This is a genomic window from Kluyvera chengduensis (genome assembly GCF_044197065.1).
In the GTDB taxonomy this organism is placed as follows: Bacteria; Pseudomonadota; Gammaproteobacteria; order Enterobacterales; family Enterobacteriaceae; genus Kluyvera; species Kluyvera ascorbata_C.
The window spans coordinates 124,011-146,891 of record NZ_JBIQOI010000007.1 but is presented as its reverse complement, the minus strand read 5'-3'; the positions used below and the strand labels follow the sequence as shown (position 1 = coordinate 146,891).

Sequence of the window (22,881 nt, the reverse complement as noted above, 5' to 3'; positions counted from 1 at the left end):
AAGGGATCCCAGGATGATTTTTCGCGCAAAAGGGTGGTTAATGGCCGCACTGATGCTGGTCGGCGTACCGGCAATGGCGGCAAGTTTGTCCGATATTCAGGTGGCGAACGGCGAAACGCAGGCGCGGATCACGCTCAGCTTTATGGGCGATCCGGAGTACAACTTTACCCAGGACGACAAGCGTAGCGTCGTGCTGGATATCAAACAAACCGGGGTGCTTCAGGGATTACCGTTGCGTTTTAGCGGTAATAACCTGGTGAAAGCGATTCGCTCGGGCACGCCGAAAGACGATCAGACCTTACGACTGGTGGTCGATCTGACCGAAAATGGCAAAACCCGGGCGGTGAAGCAGCAGAACGGTGCCAACTATACCGTGGTGTTCACCATTAACGCTGACGTTCCACCGCCTCCTCCGCCACCGCCGGTAGTGGCTAAGCGAGTGGAAACGCCAGTCGTGACGACTGCGCCGGTGCAGCCTGGGCGTAACCCGTTCAGCGGCGGCAGTACCACGAACGGCAGTAGCGGTAGTTTCAGCAGTGAACGCCAGCCGGCAATTGCCAGCACCGTGACGCCAACCCCGCGTCCGTCTTCCCGCGCGCGCAGCGTCTCGGGGGATAAAGTGATTATCGCTATTGATGCCGGTCACGGCGGTCAGGACCCTGGGGCGATTGGCCCTGGCGGCACGCGTGAGAAAAACGTCACCATTGCCATTGCGCGCAAGCTGCGTGCCTTGCTGAATGATGATCCGATGTTCAAAGGCGTGCTGACTCGCGACGGCGATTATTTTATTTCGGTGATGGGCCGTTCCGACGTGGCGCGTAAGCAGAACGCCTCTTTCCTGGTGTCGATTCACGCCGATGCTGCGCCGAACCGCGATGCGACCGGTGCGTCCGTGTGGGTGCTCTCTAACCGTCGCGCAAACAGCGAAATGGCGGGCTGGCTCGAACAGCATGAGAAACAGTCTGAGCTGCTGGGCGGCGCGGGCGACGTACTGGCCAACAGCCAGGCCGACCCGTACCTGAGCCAGGCGGTGCTGGATCTGCAGTTCGGTCATTCCCAGCGCGTAGGGTATGATGTGGCGACCAGCGTGATTAGCCAGCTTCAGCAGGTGGGTAACTTGCATAAGCGTCGTCCTGAACATGCCAGCCTTGGCGTGCTGCGTTCGCCGGATATTCCGTCCATTCTGGTCGAGACCGGCTTTATCAGTAACAGCAGCGAAGAGCGCCTGCTGGGCAGCGACGATTATCAGCAGAAGATCGCGGAAGCCATTTATAACGGTTTACGTAACTATTTCACGGCGCATCCGATACAATCCGGCCCTCGTGACGAACAGTCGCAGACCGCCAGCGCCGCGTCAGCATCCAGGACGCTCGTTAACTAAGGAGTTTTCATGCCGATACAGGTTTTACCGCCGCAGCTTGCGAACCAGATTGCCGCGGGTGAAGTGGTTGAGCGGCCTGCATCGGTAGTGAAAGAGCTGGTGGAGAACAGTCTCGATGCGGGAGCCACCCGCATTGATATTGATATTGAACGCGGCGGCGCCAAGCTTATCCGCATTCGTGATAACGGCTGCGGCATCAAAAAAGACGAGCTGGCGCTCTCGCTGGCTCGTCACGCCACCAGTAAAATCGCCTCGCTTGATGACCTTGAGGCGATCATCAGTCTGGGTTTTCGCGGCGAAGCGCTGGCGAGTATCAGCTCGGTCTCGCGTCTGACCATCACCTCACGAACCGCTGAGCAACAAGAAGCGTGGCAGGCCTACGCGGAAGGGCGCGATCAGGACGTGACGGTGAAACCAGCGGCGCACCCAGTAGGGACCACGCTGGAAGTGTTGGACCTGTTCTACAACACCCCAGCGCGGCGCAAGTTTATGCGCACCGAGAAAACCGAATTCAACCATATCGATGAGATTATCCGCCGCATTGCGCTGGCGCGCTTCGATGTGAGCATTAACCTGACCCACAATGGCAAAGCGGTTCGCCAGTATCGTGCGGTAGCCGAAGGCGCACCGAAAGAGCGCCGACTGGGGGCGATTTGCGGCGTGCCGTTCCTTGAGCACGCGCTGGCCATTGAGTGGCAGCACGGCGACCTGGCGCTGCACGGCTGGGTGGCGGACCCGAAACACACCACGCCTGCGCTGGCTGAAATTCAGTACTGTTACGTGAACGGACGCATGATGCGCGATAGGCTCATCAACCATGCGATTCGTCAGGCGTGTGAAGATAAGCTTGGCGCTGACCAGCAGCCAGCGTTTGTTCTTTATCTCGAGATTGACCCGCACCAGGTGGACGTGAACGTTCACCCGGCGAAGCACGAGGTGCGTTTCCATCAGTCCCGTCTGGTGCATGACTTTATCTATCAAGGGGTGCTCAGCGTGCTGCAACAGCAGTTGGATGCGCCTCTGCCATTGGCGGAAGATGACGAGCCCGCGCCGCGCGTCCTGCCGGAGAACCGCGTTGCTGCGGGGCGCAACCAGTTTGCGGAACCCGCGGTGGCGCGTGAGCCTGATATGCCGCGCTATCAAACGCCAACCGGCGGCGGTAGCGCTGGGCGGATCAGCGGTGGTGGTGCCAACGGTAGCTGGCCGAATGCTCAGCCGGGCTATCAGAAACAGCAGGGGGCGCTTTATCGCCAGTTGTTAAATACGCCAGAGAAAACGCCGGAACCGGTGAAAGCACCAGCGGTGGATAATCTTGCCGGACATAGTCAAAGCTTTGGGCGTGTGTTGGCGATTGTCGCCGATACCTGTGCTCTGCTGGAGCGCGGCGGTAAGGTAAGCCTGCTGGCGTTGCCGGTGGCGGAACGCTGGCTGCGCCAGGCACAGTTGACGCCGGGTGAGGCGTCCATTTGCGCGCAGCCGCTGCTGATCCCGCTGCGTCTGAAAGTGACCGACGGCGAGCGTCAAACGCTGGAGCGCGCGCAGGAAACGCTGAACCTGCTCGGCATTGAAATATTGCTCGAAGGGCAACACGCCACGATCCGCGCCGTGCCTTTACCCTTACGACAACAAAATTTACAAATCTTGATTCCTGAACTGATAGGCTACCTGGTGGAACAAAGTGTCGTTGACGCCGGGAATGTTGCGCAGTGGCTGGCCCGAAATCTGGCAAGCGATCACGCGCAGTGGAACATGGCGCAGGCAATTTCCATGCTGGCAGACGTTGAACGTCTTTGCCCACAGCTGGTTAAAGCTCCGCCGGGTGGTCTGTTACAACCCGTTGATTTAGATTCTGCGATGAACGCCCTGAGACATGAGTGACGTAACCGAGGTGAGCCTGCCTAAGGCAATTTTTTTGATGGGGCCAACCGCTTCGGGCAAGACGGCGCTGGCGATTGAATTACGTAAAGTTTTGCCAGTAGAGTTGATTAGTGTTGATTCTGCCCTCATCTATCGGGGAATGGATATCGGCACCGCTAAGCCGAGTGCGGAAGAGCTAGAAGCCGCGCCGCATCGACTGTTAGATATTCTCGATCCGTCGCAGGCATACTCTGCGGCGGACTTCCGCCGCGATGCGCTTGCGCAGATGGCGGAAATCACCGCAGCAGGGAAAATTCCGCTGCTGGTCGGTGGTACGATGTTGTATTTCAAAGCGTTGCTTGAAGGTTTATCACCGCTGCCCTCAGCCGACCCAGAAGTTCGGGCGCGGATTGAGCAGCAGGCGGCAGAGCAAGGATGGATGGCGCTGCATCAGCAACTGCGGGAAATTGACCCCGTCGCGGCCGAGCGTATTCATCCGAATGATCCGCAAAGACTTTCCCGAGCACTGGAAGTTTTTTTCATTTCGGGTAAAACTTTAACGGAGCTGACACAAACGTCAGGAGACGCTCTGCCCTACAAGGTGCATCAGTTCGCCATCGCCCCGGCGAGCCGTGAACTGCTCCATCAGCGCATTGAGCAGCGTTTTCATCAGATGTTAGCTTCAGGTTTTGAAGCAGAAGTGCGGGCGCTATTTGCCCGTGGAGATTTGCATACGGATATGCCTTCCATTCGTTGTGTGGGATACCGCCAGATGTGGTCATACCTTGAAGGCGAGATTTCATATGATGAAATGGTTTATAGAGGAGTTTGTGCCACGAGACAGCTAGCGAAACGCCAGGTGACGTGGTTACGCGGTTGGGAAGACGTTCACTGGTTAGATAGTGAGCAGCCGGAGCAGGCGTTTAACCAACTATTACAGGTAGTGGGTGCTAGTGTAGACTGAATGTGTACAATTGAGTCGTATCGTGCGCAATTTTCAGAATCGTAAGGTTCATACGCAACATCGCTCAAGTTGCCGCAATGCGGCTTGAAAGACGAAGTGTATAAGTACAAATAAGCATATAAGGAAAAGAGAGAATGGCTAAGGGGCAATCTTTACAAGATCCGTTCCTGAACGCACTGCGTCGGGAACGTGTTCCAGTTTCTATTTATTTGGTGAATGGTATTAAGCTGCAAGGGCAAATTGAGTCTTTTGACCAGTTCGTGATCCTGTTGAAAAACACGGTCAGCCAGATGGTCTATAAGCACGCAATTTCTACCGTAGTTCCGTCTCGTCCAGTTTCCCATCACAGCAACAATGCTGGCGGCGGCACTGGCAGCAACTACCACCACAGTAGCAACGCGCAGGGTTCTGCGCCGCAAGACAGCGAAGAAACCGAATAAGGTTGATGGCTGTTTATCCATGTCGGGGAGCCGGATTATCCAGGTTCCCCGCTGGTATTTCAGGAGATATAACGCTTGTTTGACCGTTATGACGCCGGTGAGCAGGCGGTGCTGGTACACATCTATTTTACGCAAGACAAAGATATGGAAGACCTCCAGGAGTTTGAATCTCTGGTCTCTTCCGCCGGTGTCGAAGCAATGCAGGTGATTACTGGTAGCCGTAAAGCGCCGCACCCAAAATATTTTGTTGGTGAAGGTAAGGCTGTCGAGATTGCGGAAGCCGTCAAAGCGACAGGTGCTTCCGTTGTGCTGTTCGATCATGCACTAAGCCCCGCGCAGGAGCGAAACCTTGAAGCCCTGTGTCAATGCCGGGTTATCGACCGTACCGGTCTGATCTTAGATATTTTCGCCCAGCGTGCGCGTACCCATGAAGGTAAGCTGCAGGTTGAGCTGGCGCAACTGCGCCATCTGGCCACGCGCCTGGTGCGCGGCTGGACGCACCTTGAAAGACAAAAAGGCGGTATTGGTTTGCGCGGCCCGGGTGAAACCCAGCTCGAAACCGACCGTCGTTTACTGCGTAACCGTATTATGCAGATCCTCTCGCGTATTGAGCGAGTGGAGAAACAGCGTGAGCAGGGGCGTCGCGCCCGTGTAAAGGCCGATGTGCCAACGGTATCGCTGGTGGGTTACACCAACGCCGGCAAATCGACGCTGTTCAACCATATTACGCAGGCAGAGGTTTACGCTGCCGATCAGCTGTTCGCGACCCTGGATCCTACCCTGCGTCGTATTGACGTGGCGGATGTGGGTGAAACCGTGCTGGCCGATACCGTAGGCTTTATTCGCCATCTGCCGCACGATCTGGTGGCGGCTTTTAAAGCCACCTTGCAGGAAACCCGCGAAGCGACGCTGTTGCTTCACGTGATTGATGCAGCGGACGTTCGGGTACAGGAAAACATCGACGCGGTGAACACAGTTCTCGAAGAGATCGACGCGCACGAGATCCCAACCCTGCTGGTGATGAACAAAATCGATATGCTGGACGATTTCGAGCCGCGTATCGACCGTGATGAAGAGAACAAACCTATCCGGGTGTGGCTGTCTGCACAAACCGGGGTAGGCATACCACTGCTTTTTCAGGCGTTAACCGAACGGCTAGCCGGCGAAGTCGCGCAGCACACGCTGCGGTTACCTCCGCAGGCCGGGCGTTTGCGTAGCCGCTTTTATCAGCTTCAGGCAATTGAAAAAGAGTGGATGGAGGAGGACGGCTGCGTCAATTTGCAGGTTCGTATGCCAATTGTCGACTGGCGTCGCCTCTGTAAACAAGAACCGACACTGGCAGACTACGTGGTCTGACCGTGCAGCTTGCCTGAACATTAGCCCTTTGGGCACCCAGCGGTTCAGATTGCCTCAACGCGACCGTCGCCACCAGGAGGGTAGGACGGTTAACCGCGAAAAAATCTGGACTGGGAAAAGGTATATCACCGCATAACAAATATGGAGCATAAACATGGCGTGGAATCAGCCCGGTAATAACGGACAAGACCGCGACCCGTGGGGAAGCAGCAATAATCAAGGCGGCAACTCCGGGGGGAATGGAAATAAAGGCGGTCGCGATCAGGGGCCGCCGGATTTGGATGATATCTTCCGCAAGCTGAGCAAAAAGCTCGGTGGATTTGGGGGCGGTAAAGGGGGCTCCGGCAACGGTAGTTCAACCCAGGGGCCGCGTAGCCCTATGGGCGGACGCATTGTCGGTATCGCTGCCGCAGCCGTTGTGGTTATCTGGGCGGCTAGCGGGTTCTATACCATTAAAGAAGCCGAGCGCGGTGTAGTCACGCGCTTTGGTAAGTTCAGCCACCTGGTTGAACCGGGTCTGAACTGGAAGCCGACCTTCGTTGACGAAGTCACTCCGGTGAACGTTGAAGCCGTACGCGAACTGGCCGCGTCTGGCGTGATGCTGACCTCCGATGAAAACGTAGTGCGCGTAGAAATGAACGTGCAGTACCGCGTGACCGACCCGCAGAAATACCTGTTCAGCGTCACCAGCGCTGACGACAGTCTGCGTCAGGCAACCGACAGCGCCCTGCGTGGTGTTATCGGTAAATACACCATGGACCGTATTCTGACCGAAGGTCGTACCGTTATTCGTAGCGATACCCAGCGCGAGCTGGAAGAGACCATTCGTCCATACAACATGGGTATCACCCTGCTGGACGTCAACTTCCAGGCCGCTCGTCCGCCGGAAGAGGTAAAAGCCGCGTTTGACGATGCGATTGCCGCACGCGAAAACGAGCAGCAGTACATCCGTGAAGCGGAAGCGTATACCAACGAAGTGCAGCCACGTGCGAACGGTCAGGCGCAGCGTATTCTGGAAGAAGCGCGTGCGTATAAGACCCAGACCGTCCTGGAAGCACAGGGTGAAGTGGCTCGCTTTGCGAAAATCCTGCCGGAATATAAAGCCGCACCGCAGATCACTCGCGAGCGTCTCTATATCGAGACCATGGAAAAAGTACTGAGCCATACCCGCAAAGTGCTGGTTAGCGACAACAAGAATGGCAACCTGATGGTACTGCCGCTGGATCAAATGCTGAAAGGCGGCAACGCCCCGGCAGCAAAGAGCGATAGCAGTGGTGCGAACAACCTGTTGCGCCTGCCGCCTGCGTCCTCTTCCAGCAGCAGCGCAAGCAACACGTCGTCTGCCAGTCAGGGCAATATCATGGACCAACGCCGCGCTAACGCGCAGCGTAACGACTACCAGCGTCAGGGGGAATAACGATGCGTAAGTCAGTTATTGCGATTATCATCATCGTGCTGGTAGTGCTTTACACCTCTATCTTCGTGGTTAAAGAAGGCGAGCGTGGGATCAAGTTCCAGTTCAGCAGCGTCGTGCGTGACGGCGACAAGAAGCCGCTGATTTATGAGCCGGGCCTGCACTTCAAGGTTCCGTTCATTCAGTCAGTGAAAATGCTCGATGCCCGTATCCAGACCATGGATAACCAGGCCGACCGTTTCGTGACCAAAGAGAAAAAAGACCTGATCGTCGACTCCTATATCAAGTGGCGTATCAGCGATTTCAGCCGTTACTTCCTGGCGACCGGCGGCGGTGACGTCTCCCAGGCCGAAGTACTGCTGAAACGTAAGTTCTCTGACCGTCTGCGTTCTGAGATTGGTCGTCTGGACGTGAAAGACATCGTTACCGACTCCCGTGGTCGTCTGACGCTGGAAGTTCGTGACGCGCTGAACTCCGGTTCTTCCGGTGCTGAAGACGAAGTCGCTACGCCAGCCGCAGATAACGCGATTGCCGAAGCCGCAGAGCGCGTAGAGCAGCAGGCTAACATCAAAGGGCCAACCATTAACCCGAACAGTATGGCGGCGTTAGGGATTGAAGTGGTCGATGTGCGTATTAAGCAGATCAACCTGCCTGCTGAGGTTTCCGAAGCTATCTACAACCGTATGCGTGCCGAGCGTGAAGCCGTTGCCCGTCGTCACCGTTCACAGGGTCAGGAAGAGGCAGAAAAACTGCGCGCTACCGCTGACTATGAAGTGACGAAGACGCTGGCAGAAGCCGAACGTCAGGGTCGTATCATGCGCGGTGAAGGTGATGCTGAAGCCGCTAAGCTGTTTGCCGATGCCTTCAGCCAGGATCCAGACTTCTATGCCTTTATCCGTAGCCTGCGTGCGTACGAAGCGAGCTTCGATAGCAACCAGGACGTGATGGTGCTGAGCCCGGATAGCGACTTCTTCCGCTACATGAAAAACCCGGGTACCACGACGCGTTAATCGCGCGAAAGCCTGAACAAAACCACCGCCTCCTCAGGGAGTCGGTGGTTTTCTTTTTATAAGGACGATGAATGAACTCCACCATCTGGCTGGCGCTTGCGCTGGTTTTAGTGTTTGAAGGCCTGGGGCCGATGCTTTATCCGAAAGCCTGGCGCAAGATGATTGCTACGATGACCCAATTACCGGATACGATGTTACGTCGATTTGGCGGCGGTCTTGTGGTGGCAGGTGTCGTGATCTACTACATGTTGACGAAAACGATTGGCTGATTAAAAAGAGAACATTAAAGCGCGATTTTGTGGGTAAAAAGTGCTGTATATCTGAAAAAGCGATGGTAGAATCCATTTTTAAGCAATCGGTGATTTTGAAAAATGGGTAACAACGTCGTCGTACTGGGCACCCAATGGGGTGACGAAGGTAAAGGGAAGATCGTCGATCTTCTTACTGAGCGTGCAAAATATGTTGTTCGCTATCAGGGTGGTCACAACGCAGGCCATACTCTCGTAATCAACGGTGAAAAAACCGTCCTCCATCTTATTCCATCAGGTATTCTCCGTGAGAATGTAACCAGCATCATCGGTAACGGTGTTGTGCTGTCTCCGGCTGCGCTGATGAAAGAGATGAAAGGCCTGGAAGACCGTGGTATCCCGGTTCGCGAACGTCTGCTGCTTTCCGAAGCATGCCCGTTAATCCTCGACTATCACGTCGCGCTGGATAACGCTCGCGAAAAAGCGCGCGGCGCGAAAGCTATCGGTACTACCGGTCGTGGTATCGGTCCTGCTTACGAAGATAAAGTGGCTCGTCGCGGTCTGCGCGTGGGTGACCTCTTCGATAAAGCCACCTTCGCCGACAAACTGAAAGAAGTGATGGAATATCACAACTTCCAGCTGGTGAACTTCTACAAAGTTGACGCGGTTGACTATCAGAAAGTGCTGGACGATGTAATGGCCGTTGCCGACATCCTGACCAGCATGGTAGTTGACGTTTCTGACCTGCTGGATCAGGCTCGTCAGCGCGGTGACTTCGTGATGTTCGAAGGCGCGCAGGGTACGCTGCTGGATATCGACCACGGTACCTATCCGTACGTGACCTCTTCCAACACCACAGCGGGTGGCGTAGCAACCGGTTCAGGCCTCGGCCCGCGCTATGTTGACTACGTACTGGGCATCATCAAAGCGTACTCCACTCGCGTGGGTGCCGGTCCATTCCCGACCGAACTGTTTGATGAAACCGGTGAGTTCTTGTGCAAGCAGGGTAACGAATTCGGCGCCACTACCGGTCGTCGTCGTCGTACCGGCTGGCTGGACTCCGTTGCCGTGCGTCGTGCTGTACAGATCAACTCCCTGTCTGGCTTCTGCCTGACCAAGCTGGACGTTCTGGACGGCCTGAAAGAAGTGAAAATCTGCGTAGGCTACCGCATGCCAGATGGCCGCGAAGTGACGACCACTCCGCTGGCAGCTGATGATTGGGAAGGTATTGAGCCAATCTATGAAACCATGCCGGGCTGGTCTGAAACCACCTTTGGCGTGAAGGAACGTAGCGGCCTGCCACAGGCAGCGCTGGACTACATCAAGCGTATTGAAGAACTGACCGGCGTGCCGATCGATATTATTTCGACTGGCCCAGACCGTACCGAAACCATGATCCTGCGCGACCCGTTCGACGCATAATTCTGGTTCGTTGTGCAGCGCTATCAGGCGCTGCGCTTATCAGGCCTACTCACTCTGTAGGCCGGATAAGGCGCAAAGCGTCACCATCCGGCTTAATCGTGCGTTAAATCCTCGCTTTTTCCTTCCCGAACTGAAATAAATTAGCGGCTCAGTCGCTGGCTGGTTTATCATCAATATAATTAATATCAACAGGCTCACCCTGTTTTTCCCCTTTTTCCTGAGGTTGATGTGCAGTTAACAAGTTTTACCGATTATGGGCTACGTGCGCTGATCTATATGGCGTCGCTGCCGGAAGGCAACATGACCAGCATCTCGGAGGTTACCGAGGTCTACGGCGTGTCGCGTAACCATATGGTTAAAATTATCAACCAGCTCAGTCGCGCCGGATACGTGATGGCCGTGCGGGGAAAAAATGGCGGGATCCGTCTGGGTAAACCAGCAAAGGACATCCGCGTCGGAGACGTGGTGCGCGAACTCGAACCGTTATCGCTGGTGAACTGCAGCAGCGAATTTTGCCATATTACGCCCGCCTGTCGTTTGAAACAGGCGCTTGCTCAAGCCGTGCAATGTTTTCTCAAGGAGTTGGATAACTACACACTGGCTGATTTGGTTGAAAAGAATCAACCGCTATATAAATTATTGCTGGTGGAGTAACGACTCCCGCCAGCAGCGATGATGACGGAGGAACCGACATGTCAAAAGATCCTTTCCTGGAACGCGAAGCAGAAAAATATTCGAATCCTATCCCGAGCCGGGAATTTATCCTCGAACACTTAACAAAACGCGAAAAACCGGCCAACCGAGAAGAACTGGCCGTCGAACTCAATATTGAAGGCGAAGAGCAGGTTGAAGCGCTGCGCCGTCGCCTGCGCGCCATGGAGCGCGATGGGCAATTGGTCTTTACCCGCCGCCAGTGCTATGCGCTGCCGGAACGTCTCGACCTGCTGAAAGGCATGGTCATCGGTCACCGCGATGGCTTCGGCTTCCTACGCGTTGAAGGCCGTAAAGACGACCTGTATCTGTCGAGCGAACAGATGAAAATGTGCATGCACGGCGATGAAGTGCTGGCACAGCCGCTGGGCGCGGACCGTAAAGGCCGTCGCGAAGCGCGTATCGTTCGCGTACTGGTGCCGCGCAATGCGCAGATCGTCGGTCGCTACTTTACCGACGCTGGCGTAGGCTTTGTGGTCCCGGATGACAGCCGCCTGAGCTTTGATATCCTCATCCCGCCTGAGTCGGTGATGGGCGCGCGCATGGGCTTTGTGGTGGTGGTCGAACTGACCCAGCGCCCAACCCGCCGCACCAAGGCGATTGGTAAAATCGTCGAAGTACTGGGCGACAACATGGGTACCGGCATGGCCGTTGAGATGGCGCTACGCACCCACGAAATTCCCTACGTCTGGCCGCCAGCGGTTGAAGCGCAGGTTGCCGGGCTGAAAGAGCAGGTGCCTGAAGAGGCAAAAGTGGGTCGTGTCGACCTGCGCGACCTGCCGCTGGTCACCATTGATGGCGAAGACGCCCGTGACTTTGATGACGCGGTCTACTGCGAGAAAAAGCGCGGCGGCGGCTGGCGCCTGTGGGTTGCCATCGCTGACGTGAGCTACTATGTGCGTCCGCCAACGCCGCTGGACGGCGAAGCGCGTAACCGCGGTACCTCGGTCTACTTCCCAACGCAGGTTGTACCGATGCTGCCGGAAGTGCTCTCCAACGGCCTGTGCTCGCTGAACCCGCAGGTTGACCGCCTGTGTATGGTCTGCGAAATGACTATTTCGTCGAAGGGGCGCTTAACCGGCTTTAAATTCTACGAAGCGGTAATGAGCTCCCACGCGCGTCTGACCTATACCAAGGTCTGGCATATGCTGCAGGGCGACCAGGAGCTGCGTGAACAGTACGCGCCGCTGGTGAAACACATTGAAGAGCTGCATAACCTCTACAAAGTGCTGGATCAAGCTCGCGCCGAACGCGGCGGGATCTCGTTTGAGAGCGAAGAAGCGAAATTCATCTTCAACGCCGAACGCCGCATTGAGCGTATCGAACAGACCCAGCGTAACGACGCGCACAAACTGATTGAAGAGTGCATGATCATGGCCAACATCTCGGCGGCGCGTTTTGTCGAGAAAGCCCAGGAACCTGCGCTGTTCCGTATTCACGACAAGCCAACGACCGAAGCGATTACCGCGTTCCGTTCGGTGTTATCTGAACTCGGTCTTGAACTGCCAGGCGGCAACAAACCGGAGCCACGCGACTACGCCGAGCTGCTGGAATCCGTCGCCGACCGTCCTGACGCCGAAATGCTGCAAACCATGCTGCTGCGTTCGATGAAGCAGGCTATCTATGACCCGGAAAATCGCGGTCACTTTGGCCTGGCGCTGCAGTCCTATGCGCACTTCACCTCGCCGATTCGTCGTTATCCTGACCTGTCGCTGCACCGCGCTATCAAGTATCTGCTGGCGAAAGAGCAGGGTCATAAGGGCAACAGCACCGACACCGGCGGCTACCATTATTCGATGGAAGAGATGCTGCAACTGGGTCAGCACTGTTCGATGACTGAACGTCGTGCTGATGAAGCCACTCGCGATGTCGCTGACTGGCTGAAATGTGACTTCATGCAGGATCAGGTGGGTAACGTCTTTAAAGGCGTTATCGCGAGCGTGACCGGCTTTGGCTTCTTCGTACGTCTGGACGAGCTGTTCATCGATGGCCTGGTCCACGTCTCCTCGCTGGACAACGACTACTATCGTTTTGATCAGATCGGTCAGCGCCTGATTGGTGAATCCGGCGGTCAGACCTATCGTCTGGGCGACCGCGTGGAAGTTCGCGTGGAAGCGGTCAACATGGACGAGCGTAAAATTGACTTCTCCCTGATTTCCAGCGAACGTGCGCCGCGCAACGTCGGTAAAACCGAGCGTGAAAGAACGAGGAAAGAAGCGGGGGCCAAGCCGGGCGGTAAACGCCGTCAGGTTGGCAAGCGCGTGAACTTCGAACCGGACAGCGCCTTCCGCGGCGAGAAGAAAGGGAAGGCGAAAGCTAAACCGGCTTCTACCGAGAAAGGGGCGGCGAAGAAGGCCAAAAAGCCTTCAACCAAGACGCAGAAAATCGCGGCGGCGACCAAAGCTAAGCGCGCCGCGAAGAAGAAAGCAGCGGAATAACCTCATTCCCCTCACCGCGACCCTCTCCCCTTAGTGGCGAGAGAGGACGGTTCTCTCTCCCTTCCAGGGAGAGGGCTAGGGTGAGGGTAATCACAACGTAGAATTAACAACGAGTATATTCATGAGTGAAATGATTTACGGCATCCACGCAGTGCAGGCACTGCTGGAGCGCGCGCCTGAACGTTTTCAGGAAGTTTTTATTCTGAAAGGCCGCGACGATAAGCGTCTGATGCCGCTGATCCATGCGCTTGAAGCGCAGGGCGTGGTGATTCAGTTAGCGAACCGTCAGTTCCTGGATGAGAAAAGCGAAGGTGCCGTGCACCAGGGCATTATTGCGCGCGTGAAGCCGGGCCGTCAGTATCAGGAAAACGATCTGCCGGATCTGATCGCTTCGCTCGACAGCCCGTTCCTGCTGATCCTCGACGGCGTGACCGACCCACACAACCTCGGCGCCTGCCTGCGTAGCGCCGATGCCGCTGGCGTACACGCGGTTATCGTACCGAAAGACCGTTCTGCGCAGTTGAACGCCACGGCGAAGAAAGTGGCCTGTGGCGCCGCCGAGAGCGTACCGCTAATCCGCGTGACCAACCTGGCGCGTACCATGCGTATGCTACAGGAAGAGAGCGTCTGGATTGTCGGCACCGCTGGTGAAGCAACCCATACCCTGTATCAGAGCAAAATGACCGGCGCAATGGCGCTGGTGATGGGCGCGGAAGGCGAAGGTATGCGCCGTCTGACTCGTGAACACTGCGACGAACTGATCAGCATTCCGATGGCGGGTACCGTGTCGTCGCTGAACGTTTCCGTAGCAACCGGCATCTGCCTGTTTGAAGCGGTGCGTCAGCGCAGCTAACGCTCCGTTCCCGGGGTCGGCGTAAACGCCTCTCCCGGGCTACGATTTTGTAGCCCGGCCAAGCGAAGCGCCGCCGGGTTCTGCATCTAAGCCACCCTTTCGGGTGGCTTTTTTATTGTGCATCTCCCCTGACCATCCATACTTAACAGGTTGCCCATTGACGGAGGGAGACACAATGAACTGGCAAACACATACCGTTTTTAATCAACCTATTCCCTTACATAACAGCAACCTGTTTCTATCTGACGTTGCGCTGCGTGACGCGGTGACCCGCTATGACGCCGGTTGGGACAGCGAACTGCTGGCAAGCATCGGCCAACAGCTCGGCACCGCCGAATCGCTGGAGCTCGGCAGGCTCGCCAACGCTCATCCCCCTGAACTATTACGCTATGACCCGCAGGGGCAGCGGCTCGACGATGTTCGCTTTCACCCCGCCTGGCACCTGTTGATGCAGGGACTTTGCGCCAACCGGGTACATAACCTTCCCTGGGAGGAAGAGGCGCGCAGCGGCGCATTCGTTGCCCGTGCCGCGCGCTTTATGCTTCATGCGCAGGTGGAAGCCGGCACGCTGTGCCCCATCACCATGACCTTTGCCGCCACGCCGCTGCTGCTAAAAACGCTGCCGCCGCTTTTTGCCGATTGGCGTTCGGCCCTGCTTAGCGATCGCTATGACCCCCATCAGCTACCCGGCGTGCAGAAGCGCGGACTCCTGATTGGCATGGGGATGACCGAAAAACAGGGCGGCTCGGACGTCCTGAGCAATAGCACGCGGGCGGAACGGCTGGAGGACGGCAGCTATCAGCTTACCGGGCACAAATGGTTCTATTCGGTGCCGCAGAGCGACGCACATCTGGTGCTGGCGCAGGCTAATGGCGGATTAACCTGCTTCTTTGTGCCGCGCCTGCTGCCCGACGGTACCCGCAATGCGATTCGCATCGAACGGCTAAAAGACAAGCTCGGCAACCGCGCCAACGCCAGCAGCGAAGTGGAGTTCCAGCAGGCGCTCGGCTGGCCGCTGGGTGAAGAGGGCGACGGTATCCGGCAAATCCTCAAAATGGGCGGGCTGACGCGCTTTGACTGCGCGCTGGGCAGCCACAGCCTGATGCGTCGCGCGCTGTCGGTGGCGCTATACCATGCCTTCCAGCGTCAGGCCTTCGGCCATAATCTGGTCGACTTGCCGCTGATGCGTCAGGTGCTGGGGAAAATGGCTCTCCAGCTTGAAGGGCAGACCGCGTTTATGTTTCGTCTTGCGAGCGCCTGGGGGCAGAATCATCAGCCGCAGGAAGCACTGTGGGCGCGTCTTTTCACCCCTGCAGCCAAATTTGCTATCTGCAAAGCGGGCATCCCGTTCGTGGCGGAGGCGATGGAGGTGCTGGGCGGGATTGGCTACTGTGAAGAGAGCGAACTACCGCGCCTGTATCGGGAGATGCCGGTGAACAGCATCTGGGAAGGCTCGGGTAACATCATGTGCCTCGATGTACTGCGCGTGTTGATGAAGCAACCGGACGCTGTGGCGCTGCTGTTGGCGGAATGTAACGAGGTTAAGGGGCAGGATCGCCACTTTGATCGGCACTGGCGGCAGCTACAGCAACGGCTGCGCAAGCCTTCTGAATCTCTGGGGCGCGAGATAACGTTTCAGCTTTACCTGCTGGGCGTGGGTGCGCAGATGCTGCGTCATGCGTCGCCGCCGATGGCTCAGGCCTGGTGTCGAATGATGCTGGACTCGCGAGGCGGAACGTTACTGAGTGAACCCGCGATTAATGACCTGCTGTGTCGGGCGACGGGCGGGGGAAGATAGGCAATAGAAGCGGGTGGAAGAGGCGCAACAAGCGTAACGCTTCTTCCACTAGGGGCGGGTATCAAGCATAGAGAATCGCCTGTGCTCGCCAATTGTCCTGCTGGGGTTCTTCATACATCTGAACGATGCGATACCAGGATGCGCCCTGTTCATCCGCTTTGCGTGCGATGACCTGTTCGACATCTTCCAGGCTCCCGGTGATGTTATTCACCGAAATCAGCCCGATCTCATTCAGCCCGGTGACGCAGTCTGCGCTGGCGAACTCTGCAGATTGCGCCGCCGCGGCATGACTGCCGCCTGGCAAAAGCAGGGTAGATAAGGTAAGTGTTTGTTTCATCGTCAGCTCCATTTCACATAACCCAGTGGGGGCAATCCATAGCAGACGCATATCCTGTATCCAGACAGAGGCGCCATTGTGCATCAGGGAAACGTGAAACGGTGCAAAGCTGCGTAAAGCTAATAAAACTACTTACGGTAGAGAATTGCCTGCGAGTACCACTGGCCCGGCACTACGGTGTCATCAATCATGACTATCACGTAGTAGTCCGCTTTCTGCGCGGCGACTTTCTCTTTGATAGACGCTTCAACATCCATCGGCGAACCGTACACCAGCGAGCTAACCGTGCCTATGCGCTGCAAGCCTGCCGTCTGGTTGCGGCGTATTTCCTGTGGATGGTCGGTGACCGGTGGAGGCGCTTCAGGCGTGCCTTCCAGGATGGTACAACCGCTCAACAAGAGCGCCAGCAACAGTGGGATAAACCGTCGTTTAGCCATTTCCCGTTTCCTGATAGTCATAGTGTAGTGGGGAAAGCATTTCGCTTTAGGCGAATGTTCCTGATTTGTTAACCATAGCGCTATTTTCGAATGAAAATATCACGATTTCGTAACCGGGTTCTCAATGTTATAAATCAGGGGTATTGTCGTCATCATACTGCATCAATTTTCGTATGCCATCTCAGCATAGCTAAAGGAGATAACTCATGGTTGAACTGGAAATGCGCACCCTGGCAGGACAGCAGATTTTGCACGCTTACCCAAGGGGATGTAGTGAAAAGGCGCTTCCCAGCATAGTGTTTTATCACGGTTTTACCTCGTCGAACGTTGTTTATAGCTATTTTGCCGTGGCGCTGGCCCAGGCAGGTTTTCGGGTGGTGATGCCTAACGCCGCCGAGCATGGAGAACGCTTCAATGGCGATGGGGCCGAGCGTCTGCAGCACTTCTGGCAGATTCTGGTGCAGAACTTTACCGAGTTCCCAGCGCTACGCGATGCGCTGCTGGCAAGCGGGCTGGTGAGCGAAGGGCGGTTAGCGGTGGCCGGTGCCTCGATGGGCGGCATGACCGCGCTGGGGCTGATGGCGCAGCATCCGGAGCTGAAATGCGTGGCGAGCCTGATGGGGTCGGGTTATTTCACTTCGCTTTCCGAGACGCTATTCCCACCGTCAGCAGCAAATCCTATTGAGAAGGCACGCCTATTGGCACCGCTGGCGAAGTGGGATGTTGGACATCAGCTGGTGCGTCTGGCGGACAGGCCGCTGCTGCTGTGGCATGGGGAAGAGGATGACGTGGTGCCGCCGGGCGAGACGTTCCGACTCCAGCAAGCGTTGCGGGAGGCCGAACTCGATGAGCATCTCACCTGTGTCTGGCAGGCGGGTGTTCGCCACCGTATTACGCCTGAAGCGCTGGACAGTACGGTGGCCTTTTTCCGCCAGCATCTTTAAACGCGGATGACCTTCACCCCCTGATCCTCAAGCTTCTTGAGGATCTCCGGGTCAGCCTGTTTGCCGGTGATCAGCAGATCGATTTCATCGGCGCGGCTGAACAGCATTCCCGCTCGCTCGCCGACCTTGCTGCTATCGACCAGTACCACAAGCTTACCCACTACGTTCAGCATTTTCTGTTCTGCCATGGCGGTGAGCATGTCGGTTTTATACAACCCTTCTGCCGTCAGCCCTTTGCCGCTGGTAAACATCCAGTGCCCGGCGTACAGGCTGTTTTCGCTGCCCTGTGGGCTGAGCGTGATGGCGTGGCTGCGGTTGTACTGCCCGCCCATAATGATCACGCTGTCATGTTCTTGATCGATAAGGTAGTTAGCCAGCGGCAGGTAGTTAGTGATGATCTGAACCGGTTTGCCGCAGATCTCCTGGCCGACCAGAAAAGCCGTCGATCCGCAGTTGATCACCACGCTTTCACCGGGCATCACCAGCTGCGCCGCCGCTTTCGCGATACGGACTTTCTCGTCGTGATTTTGTGCCTGATGAATGTTCATTGGTGACCAGCGCGGGCGCTGCTGGTTAACGGCCTCGGCGCCGTTGCGCACTTTTTTCAGCTTGCCGCTTTCATCAAGCTTGTTGATGTCCCTGCGGGCCGTAGCGGGTGAGATCCCCAGACGGGAAATCACCTGCTCTACTGTTATAAAACCCGCTTGCGCCAGCAGGTCCAGTAGAATCTGATGTCTTTGCGCTTCCGTCATGAGCTAATCCGAAAAAAAATGATGATTAAAGATGATATTTGAAAAATCGCCAAAATACTAAAAGTATATGGGCTATTTCCCGGGGTCGATGTTGAGGCATCTCGCCCGGGCTACGGAGTGGGGGTAGGCCTGATAAGCGCAGCGCCATCAGGCAACACGGAGCAAGATGCCGGATGGTGGCGTAACGCCTTATCCGGCCTACAAAGGTTCGCTCGCCCCCTAAATTTACAGGAACGATTTAAACGGCAGATCCGGCTCAATGGTAAAGCAATCGTCGAAGCCACGCGGATAGTGATACTCGAAGTTATCTTTATCCAGCGGCCAGGTAAACTTGCCGCCAACCTGCCAGATAAACGGCTTAAATCCGTATTTCAGGCGGTCTTTTTTCATCTCCCACAGCACGCGGATTTCCTGCGGGTCCGCCTGGAAGTTTGACCAGATATCGTGGTGGAAAGGGATCACCACTTTGGTGTTCAGCGCCTCGGCCATACGCAGCATATCGGCGCTGGTCATTTTGTCGGTGATCCCGCGCGGGTTCTCGCCGTAGGATCCCAGCGCCACGTCGATGTGATGCTCGTTGCCGTGCTTGGCGTAGTAGTTAGAGTAGTGGGAGTCACCGCTGTGATACAGGGTGCCGCCCGGCGTTTTGAACAGGTAGTTTACCGCGCGTGCGTCCATACCGTCCGGCAGTACGCCAGCGGCTTTTTGATCGGCTGGCAGCGTAATCAACGCGGTGCGATCGAAAGCATCAAGCGCATGAATTTCAATATCTTTTACCTTAACCACATCGCCTGGTTTCACCACGATGCAGCGTTCTTTCGGCACGCCCCAGCCTACCCATAGGTCAACGCAGGTTTGTGGCCCGATAAACGGCACATCGTCCGCGCAGTTCTGCATGACGGCGGCCGCAACGTTCACGTCGATATGATCGTTATGATCGTGAGTTGCCAGCACGGCGTCGATCTGACGGATGGCGAACGGATCCAGCACAAACGGCGTGGTGCGCAGGTTTGGCTGTAATTTTTTCACCCCCGCCATGCGCTGCATCTGATGACCTTGTTTCATCAGCGGATTGCCGTGGCTTTGTTTGCCTGTGCCGCACCAGAAATCGACACAGACGTTAGTACCGCCTTCTGATTTCAGCCAGATACCGGTGCAACCCAGCCACCACATCGCAAAAGTACCCGGTGCGACCTGCTCTTGCTCGATCTCTTCATTCAGCCAGCTACCCCACTCTGGAAAGGTGCTCAGGATCCAGGATTCTCGCGAAATGGTTTCAACTTTACTCATCGTGTTTTCCTCTTAAATCGTCATAAGTAATCACATTGTGATTTGTTGTGATTGATATTGTCACCGTTTTTTCATTATTGCAATGATGTATTTTGGCGTGTGAGAGGACGATCTCAATGCAAGGTAACGATAAATCAATAATTGTTAACCTATGTTTTTATTTCATTTTATTGATTTTGTTGGTTTATTTTTATATTTATTGAATGGTTATTAATTCCATTCTTTAAATGTGCTTATTATTGCGGCGCGCGTCACATTTAATCAAATTGAATCTTGTTGTGATTATTTTTGATTATTAGAGTGTGTCACACCACCGCTGAGCAGGGTTGCTGGTTCAGCCACTTCATTTATCGGAGAGCGTTATGGAGATCCTCTACAACATCTTTACCGTCTTTTTTAATCAGGTGATGACCAACGCCCCGCTGCTGCTGGGTATCGTGACCTGTCTTGGTTATATCCTGCTGCGCAAAAGCGTTAGCGTGATTATCAAAGGCACCATCAAGACGATTATCGGCTTTATGCTTCTGCAGGCGGGGTCGGGCATCCTGACCAGCACCTTCAAACCGGTAGTGGCAAAGATGTCTGAGGTTTACGGCATCAACGGCGCCATTTCTGATACCTACGCCTCAATGATGGCGACCATCGAACGCATGGGCGATGCCTATAGCTGGGTGGGCTATGCGGTGCTGCTCGCGTTGGCATTGAACATTTGCTACGTGCTGCTGCGGCGTATCACGGGGATCCGCACCATCATGCTCACCGGTCACATCATGTTCCAGCAGGCCGGGTTGATTGCGGTGTTCTTCTATATCTGCGGTTACTCCATGTGGACCACCATTATCTGCACGGCAGTGCTGGTGTCGCTCTACTGGGGGATTACCTCCAACATGATGTACAAACCGACGCAGGAAGTGACGGATAACTGCGGTTTCTCCATCGGTCACCAGCAGCAGTTTGCGTCGTGGATTGCCTACAAGGTGGCGCCGTTCCTGGGTAAGAAAGAGGAGAGCGTAGAGGACCTGAAGCTGCCGGGCTGGCTCAATATCTTCCATGACAACATCGTCTCTACTGCCATCGTAATGACGGTCTTCTTCGGTGCGATTCTGCTGTCGTTCGGTCTGGATGTGGTACAGGCGATGGCCGGTAAGACCCACTGGACTATCTACATCCTGCAAACCGGCTTCTCGTTTGCGGTGGCCATTTTCATCATCACTCAGGGCGTACGCATGTTCGTCGCCGAGCTGTCTGAAGCCTTTAACGGTATCTCTCAGCGCCTGATCCCCGGTGCCGTGCTAGCGATTGATTGCGCCGCGATTTATAGCTTCGCGCCAAACGCCGTGGTATGGGGCTTTATGTGGGGCACCATCGGTCAATTGATTGCCGTGGGCATTCTGGTCGGCTGCGGCTCTTCCATCCTGATTATTCCAGGCTTTATCCCGATGTTCTTCTCCAACGCCACCATCGGCGTCTTTGCTAACCACTTCGGCGGCTGGCGCGCGGCGCTCAAGATTTGTCTGGTGATGGGGATGATCGAAATCTTCGGCTGCGTATGGGCGGTGAAACTGACCGGCATGAGCGCCTGGATGGGGATGGCCGACTGGTCAATTCTGGCACCGCCGATGATGCAGGGCTTTGCCTCCATCGGGCTGATTTTCATGGCCGTCATCATCGTGATTGCCCTGGCTTATATGTTCTTCGCTGGCCGCACCCTGCGCGCTGAAGAAGATGCGGAAAAACAAATGGCAGAAGTTTCTGCTCACTAAGGAGTGTTGATTATGACCGTACGTATTCTGGCTGTATGTGGTTGTGGGCAAGGCAGCTCCATGATTATGAAGATGAAAGTCGACCAGTTCCTCAAAGAGCAGGGCGTTGATCACACGGTAAACAGCTGCGCGGTGGGCGAGTACAAAAGCGAGCTGAGCGGGGCCGACATCATTATCGCCTCCACCCATGTTGCGAGCGAAATCACCGTCTCCGGCAACAAATACGTGGTGGGCGTACGCAATATGCTCTCGGCGGCCGACTTCGGTCCGAAGCTGATGGAAGTCATCAGCGCGCATTTCCCGAAAGACATGAAGTAAGGACAACCCATGAAGCTACGTGATTCATTGGCGGAAAATAAATCCATCCGCCTGCAGGAGGAAGCTAATACCTGGCAGGAAGCGGTCAAGCTTGGCGTTGACCTGCTGGTGGAGGCAGAGGTTGTCGAGCCGCGCTACTTCCAGGCGATTCTGGATGGTGTTGAACGTTTCGGCCCGTACTTCGTCATTGCCCCTGGCTTGGCGATGCCGCATGGCCGCCCTGAAGAAGGGGTGAAGAAAAACGGTTTTGCATTAGTCACCCTGAAAACCCCGATGGTGTTTAACCACGAAGACAACGACCCGGTCGATATCCTCATCACCCTGGCGGCGGTGGATGCACGCACTCATCAGGAAGACGGCATCATGCAGATCGTCAACCTGTTTGAAGATGAAGCCAATTTCGACCGTTTACGCGCCTGCCGTACCGAGCAGGACGTGCTGGATTTAATCGATAGCGCCACTCAGGCGGCGACAGCTTAAGAAGGAATTGAACATGTCATTACCAATGTTGCAGGTTGCGCTGGATAACCAGACCATGGACAGCGCCTATGAAACCACCCGCCTGATTGCGGAAGAGGTTGATATCATTGAAGTCGGCACCATCCTTTGCGTCGGTGAAGGCGTGCGCGCAGTGCGCGACCTGAAGGCGCTGTATCCGCATAAAATCGTGCTGGCAGACGCCAAAATTGCCGACGCGGGTAAAATCCTTTCCCGCATGTGCTTTGAAGCCAACGCTGACTGGGTCACCGTCATCTGCTGTGCGGATATCAACACCGCCAAAGGCGCGCTGGACGTAGCAAAAGAGTTTAACGGCGACGTGCAGATTGAGCTGACCGGCTACTGGACCTGGGAACAGGCCAAAGAGTGGCGCGATGCGGGCATTGGGCAGGTGGTCTATCACCGCAGCCGCGATGCGCAGGCAGCCGGTGTGGCGTGGGGGGAGGCGGACATTAGCGCCATCAAACGTCTGGCGGATATGGGCTTTAAAGTGACCGTCACCGGCGGGCTGGCGCTGGAAGATCTGCCGCTGTTTGCGGGAATCCCAATCCACGTCTTTATCGCGGGCCGTAGCATTCGTGATGCAGCATCTCCAGTGGAAGCCGCGCGTCAGTTCAAGCGCTCTATTGCTCAGCTTTGGGGCTAAGGAG

Annotated in this window: 22 protein-coding genes; 18 read left to right on the top strand and 4 right to left on the bottom strand. The window is 55.8% G+C overall.

Going from position 1 to position 22,881, the window contains the following annotated elements:
- The first annotated feature begins 13 nt into the window (after window positions 1-13).
- From amiB to ACH1XZ_RS17375, 13 genes are all read left to right on the top strand, one after another.
- On the top strand, window positions 14-1,381 hold the full coding sequence (gene amiB / locus ACH1XZ_RS17435; protein ID WP_395596561.1) for an N-acetylmuramoyl-L-alanine amidase AmiB: 1,368 nt from the start codon (window positions 14-16) through the stop codon (window positions 1,379-1,381).
- Window positions 1,382-1,390: 9 nt separating this feature from the next.
- Window positions 1,391-3,259 (top strand): DNA mismatch repair endonuclease MutL, encoded by a 1,869-nt coding sequence (gene mutL / locus ACH1XZ_RS17430; protein ID WP_395596560.1) that lies wholly within the window; start codon window positions 1,391-1,393, stop codon window positions 3,257-3,259.
- On the top strand, window positions 3,252-4,202 hold the full coding sequence (miaA, locus tag ACH1XZ_RS17425) for a tRNA (adenosine(37)-N6)-dimethylallyltransferase MiaA (protein ID WP_395596559.1): 951 nt from the start codon (window positions 3,252-3,254) through the stop codon (window positions 4,200-4,202). Before mutL ends, miaA begins: the two co-directional genes overlap by 8 nt.
- A gap of 134 nt (window positions 4,203-4,336) precedes the next feature.
- Complete coding sequence (hfq, locus tag ACH1XZ_RS17420) at window positions 4,337-4,642, top strand: RNA chaperone Hfq (RefSeq protein ID WP_395596558.1); 306 nt, start codon at window positions 4,337-4,339, stop codon at window positions 4,640-4,642.
- A gap of 75 nt (window positions 4,643-4,717) precedes the next feature.
- A complete protein-coding gene (gene hflX / locus ACH1XZ_RS17415) occupies window positions 4,718-5,998 on the top strand; it encodes a ribosome rescue GTPase HflX (RefSeq protein ID WP_035893324.1) in 1,281 nt (426 codons plus the stop codon).
- A 154-nt stretch (window positions 5,999-6,152) separates the two neighbouring features.
- Entirely contained in the window at window positions 6,153-7,415 is a 1,263-nt protein-coding gene (hflK, locus tag ACH1XZ_RS17410) for an FtsH protease activity modulator HflK (RefSeq protein WP_035893322.1), read from the top strand.
- A 2-nt stretch (window positions 7,416-7,417) separates the two neighbouring features.
- Window positions 7,418-8,422: a protease modulator HflC gene (hflC, locus tag ACH1XZ_RS17405; RefSeq protein WP_123651143.1), complete on the top strand. Its 1,005-nt coding sequence runs from the start codon at window positions 7,418-7,420 to the stop codon at window positions 8,420-8,422.
- Between the two features lie 71 nt (window positions 8,423-8,493).
- Complete coding sequence (locus ACH1XZ_RS17400) at window positions 8,494-8,691, top strand: DUF2065 domain-containing protein (RefSeq protein WP_035893317.1); 198 nt, start codon at window positions 8,494-8,496, stop codon at window positions 8,689-8,691.
- A gap of 102 nt (window positions 8,692-8,793) precedes the next feature.
- On the top strand, window positions 8,794-10,092 hold the full coding sequence (locus tag ACH1XZ_RS17395; RefSeq protein WP_315406472.1) for an adenylosuccinate synthase: 1,299 nt from the start codon (window positions 8,794-8,796) through the stop codon (window positions 10,090-10,092).
- 228 nt (window positions 10,093-10,320) lie between these two features.
- On the top strand, window positions 10,321-10,746 hold the full coding sequence (gene nsrR / locus ACH1XZ_RS17390) for a nitric oxide-sensing transcriptional repressor NsrR (protein WP_035893314.1): 426 nt from the start codon (window positions 10,321-10,323) through the stop codon (window positions 10,744-10,746).
- Between the two features lie 38 nt (window positions 10,747-10,784).
- Window positions 10,785-13,241, top strand: coding sequence for a ribonuclease R (rnr, locus tag ACH1XZ_RS17385; protein ID WP_395596557.1), 2,457 nt, complete (start codon window positions 10,785-10,787; stop codon window positions 13,239-13,241).
- 121 nt (window positions 13,242-13,362) lie between these two features.
- Window positions 13,363-14,094, top strand: coding sequence for a 23S rRNA (guanosine(2251)-2'-O)-methyltransferase RlmB (gene rlmB / locus ACH1XZ_RS17380; protein ID WP_035893302.1), 732 nt, complete (start codon window positions 13,363-13,365; stop codon window positions 14,092-14,094).
- A 175-nt stretch (window positions 14,095-14,269) separates the two neighbouring features.
- Window positions 14,270-15,892, top strand: a complete 1,623-nt coding sequence (locus tag ACH1XZ_RS17375) for an isovaleryl-CoA dehydrogenase (protein ID WP_395596556.1) — start codon at window positions 14,270-14,272, stop codon at window positions 15,890-15,892.
- Between the two features lie 61 nt (window positions 15,893-15,953).
- On the opposite strand, the gene yjfN is transcribed toward ACH1XZ_RS17375, so the two are convergent.
- Complete coding sequence (gene yjfN, locus ACH1XZ_RS17370; RefSeq protein ID WP_395596588.1) at window positions 15,954-16,241, bottom strand: DUF1471 family protease activator YjfN; 288 nt, start codon at window positions 16,239-16,241, stop codon at window positions 15,954-15,956.
- A gap of 116 nt (window positions 16,242-16,357) precedes the next feature.
- On the bottom strand, window positions 16,358-16,666 hold the full coding sequence (gene bsmA / locus ACH1XZ_RS17365) for a biofilm peroxide resistance protein BsmA (RefSeq protein ID WP_395596555.1): 309 nt from the start codon (window positions 16,664-16,666) through the stop codon (window positions 16,358-16,360).
- Window positions 16,667-16,872: 206 nt separating this feature from the next.
- On the opposite strand from bsmA, the gene yjfP reads away from it, so the two are divergent.
- Entirely contained in the window at window positions 16,873-17,610 is a 738-nt protein-coding gene (gene yjfP / locus ACH1XZ_RS17360) for an esterase (RefSeq protein WP_395596554.1), read from the top strand.
- On the opposite strand, the gene ulaR is transcribed toward yjfP, so the two are convergent.
- Together ulaR and ulaG are read right to left on the bottom strand one after the other, a co-directional pair.
- Window positions 17,607-18,362, bottom strand: a complete 756-nt coding sequence (gene ulaR / locus ACH1XZ_RS17355; RefSeq protein WP_395596553.1) for an HTH-type transcriptional regulator UlaR — start codon at window positions 18,360-18,362, stop codon at window positions 17,607-17,609. The genes yjfP and ulaR overlap by 4 nt on opposite strands.
- A gap of 225 nt (window positions 18,363-18,587) precedes the next feature.
- Window positions 18,588-19,652 carry an L-ascorbate 6-phosphate lactonase gene (gene ulaG, locus ACH1XZ_RS17350; protein ID WP_395596552.1) on the bottom strand — a complete coding sequence of 355 codons (1,065 nt, stop codon included), beginning with the start codon at window positions 19,650-19,652 and terminating at the stop codon, window positions 18,588-18,590.
- Window positions 19,653-20,014: 362 nt separating this feature from the next.
- Here ulaG and ulaA point away from each other — a divergent pair, with 362 nt between their 5' ends.
- Genes ulaA through ulaD form a run of 4 tightly spaced genes read left to right on the top strand, consistent with a single transcriptional unit; the run spans window position 20,015 to window position 22,877 of the window.
- Window positions 20,015-21,415 (top strand): PTS ascorbate transporter subunit IIC, encoded by a 1,401-nt coding sequence (gene ulaA, locus ACH1XZ_RS17345; RefSeq protein ID WP_185669106.1) that lies wholly within the window; start codon window positions 20,015-20,017, stop codon window positions 21,413-21,415.
- A gap of 12 nt (window positions 21,416-21,427) precedes the next feature.
- Complete coding sequence (gene ulaB, locus ACH1XZ_RS17340) at window positions 21,428-21,733, top strand: PTS ascorbate transporter subunit IIB (protein WP_035893290.1); 306 nt, start codon at window positions 21,428-21,430, stop codon at window positions 21,731-21,733.
- Window positions 21,734-21,742: 9 nt separating this feature from the next.
- Window positions 21,743-22,213, top strand: coding sequence for a PTS ascorbate transporter subunit IIA (gene ulaC / locus ACH1XZ_RS17335; RefSeq protein WP_395596551.1), 471 nt, complete (start codon window positions 21,743-21,745; stop codon window positions 22,211-22,213).
- 13 nt (window positions 22,214-22,226) lie between these two features.
- Window positions 22,227-22,877 (top strand): 3-keto-L-gulonate-6-phosphate decarboxylase UlaD, encoded by a 651-nt coding sequence (gene ulaD / locus ACH1XZ_RS17330; protein ID WP_395596550.1) that lies wholly within the window; start codon window positions 22,227-22,229, stop codon window positions 22,875-22,877.
- The last annotated feature ends 4 nt before the right edge of the window (window positions 22,878-22,881 follow it).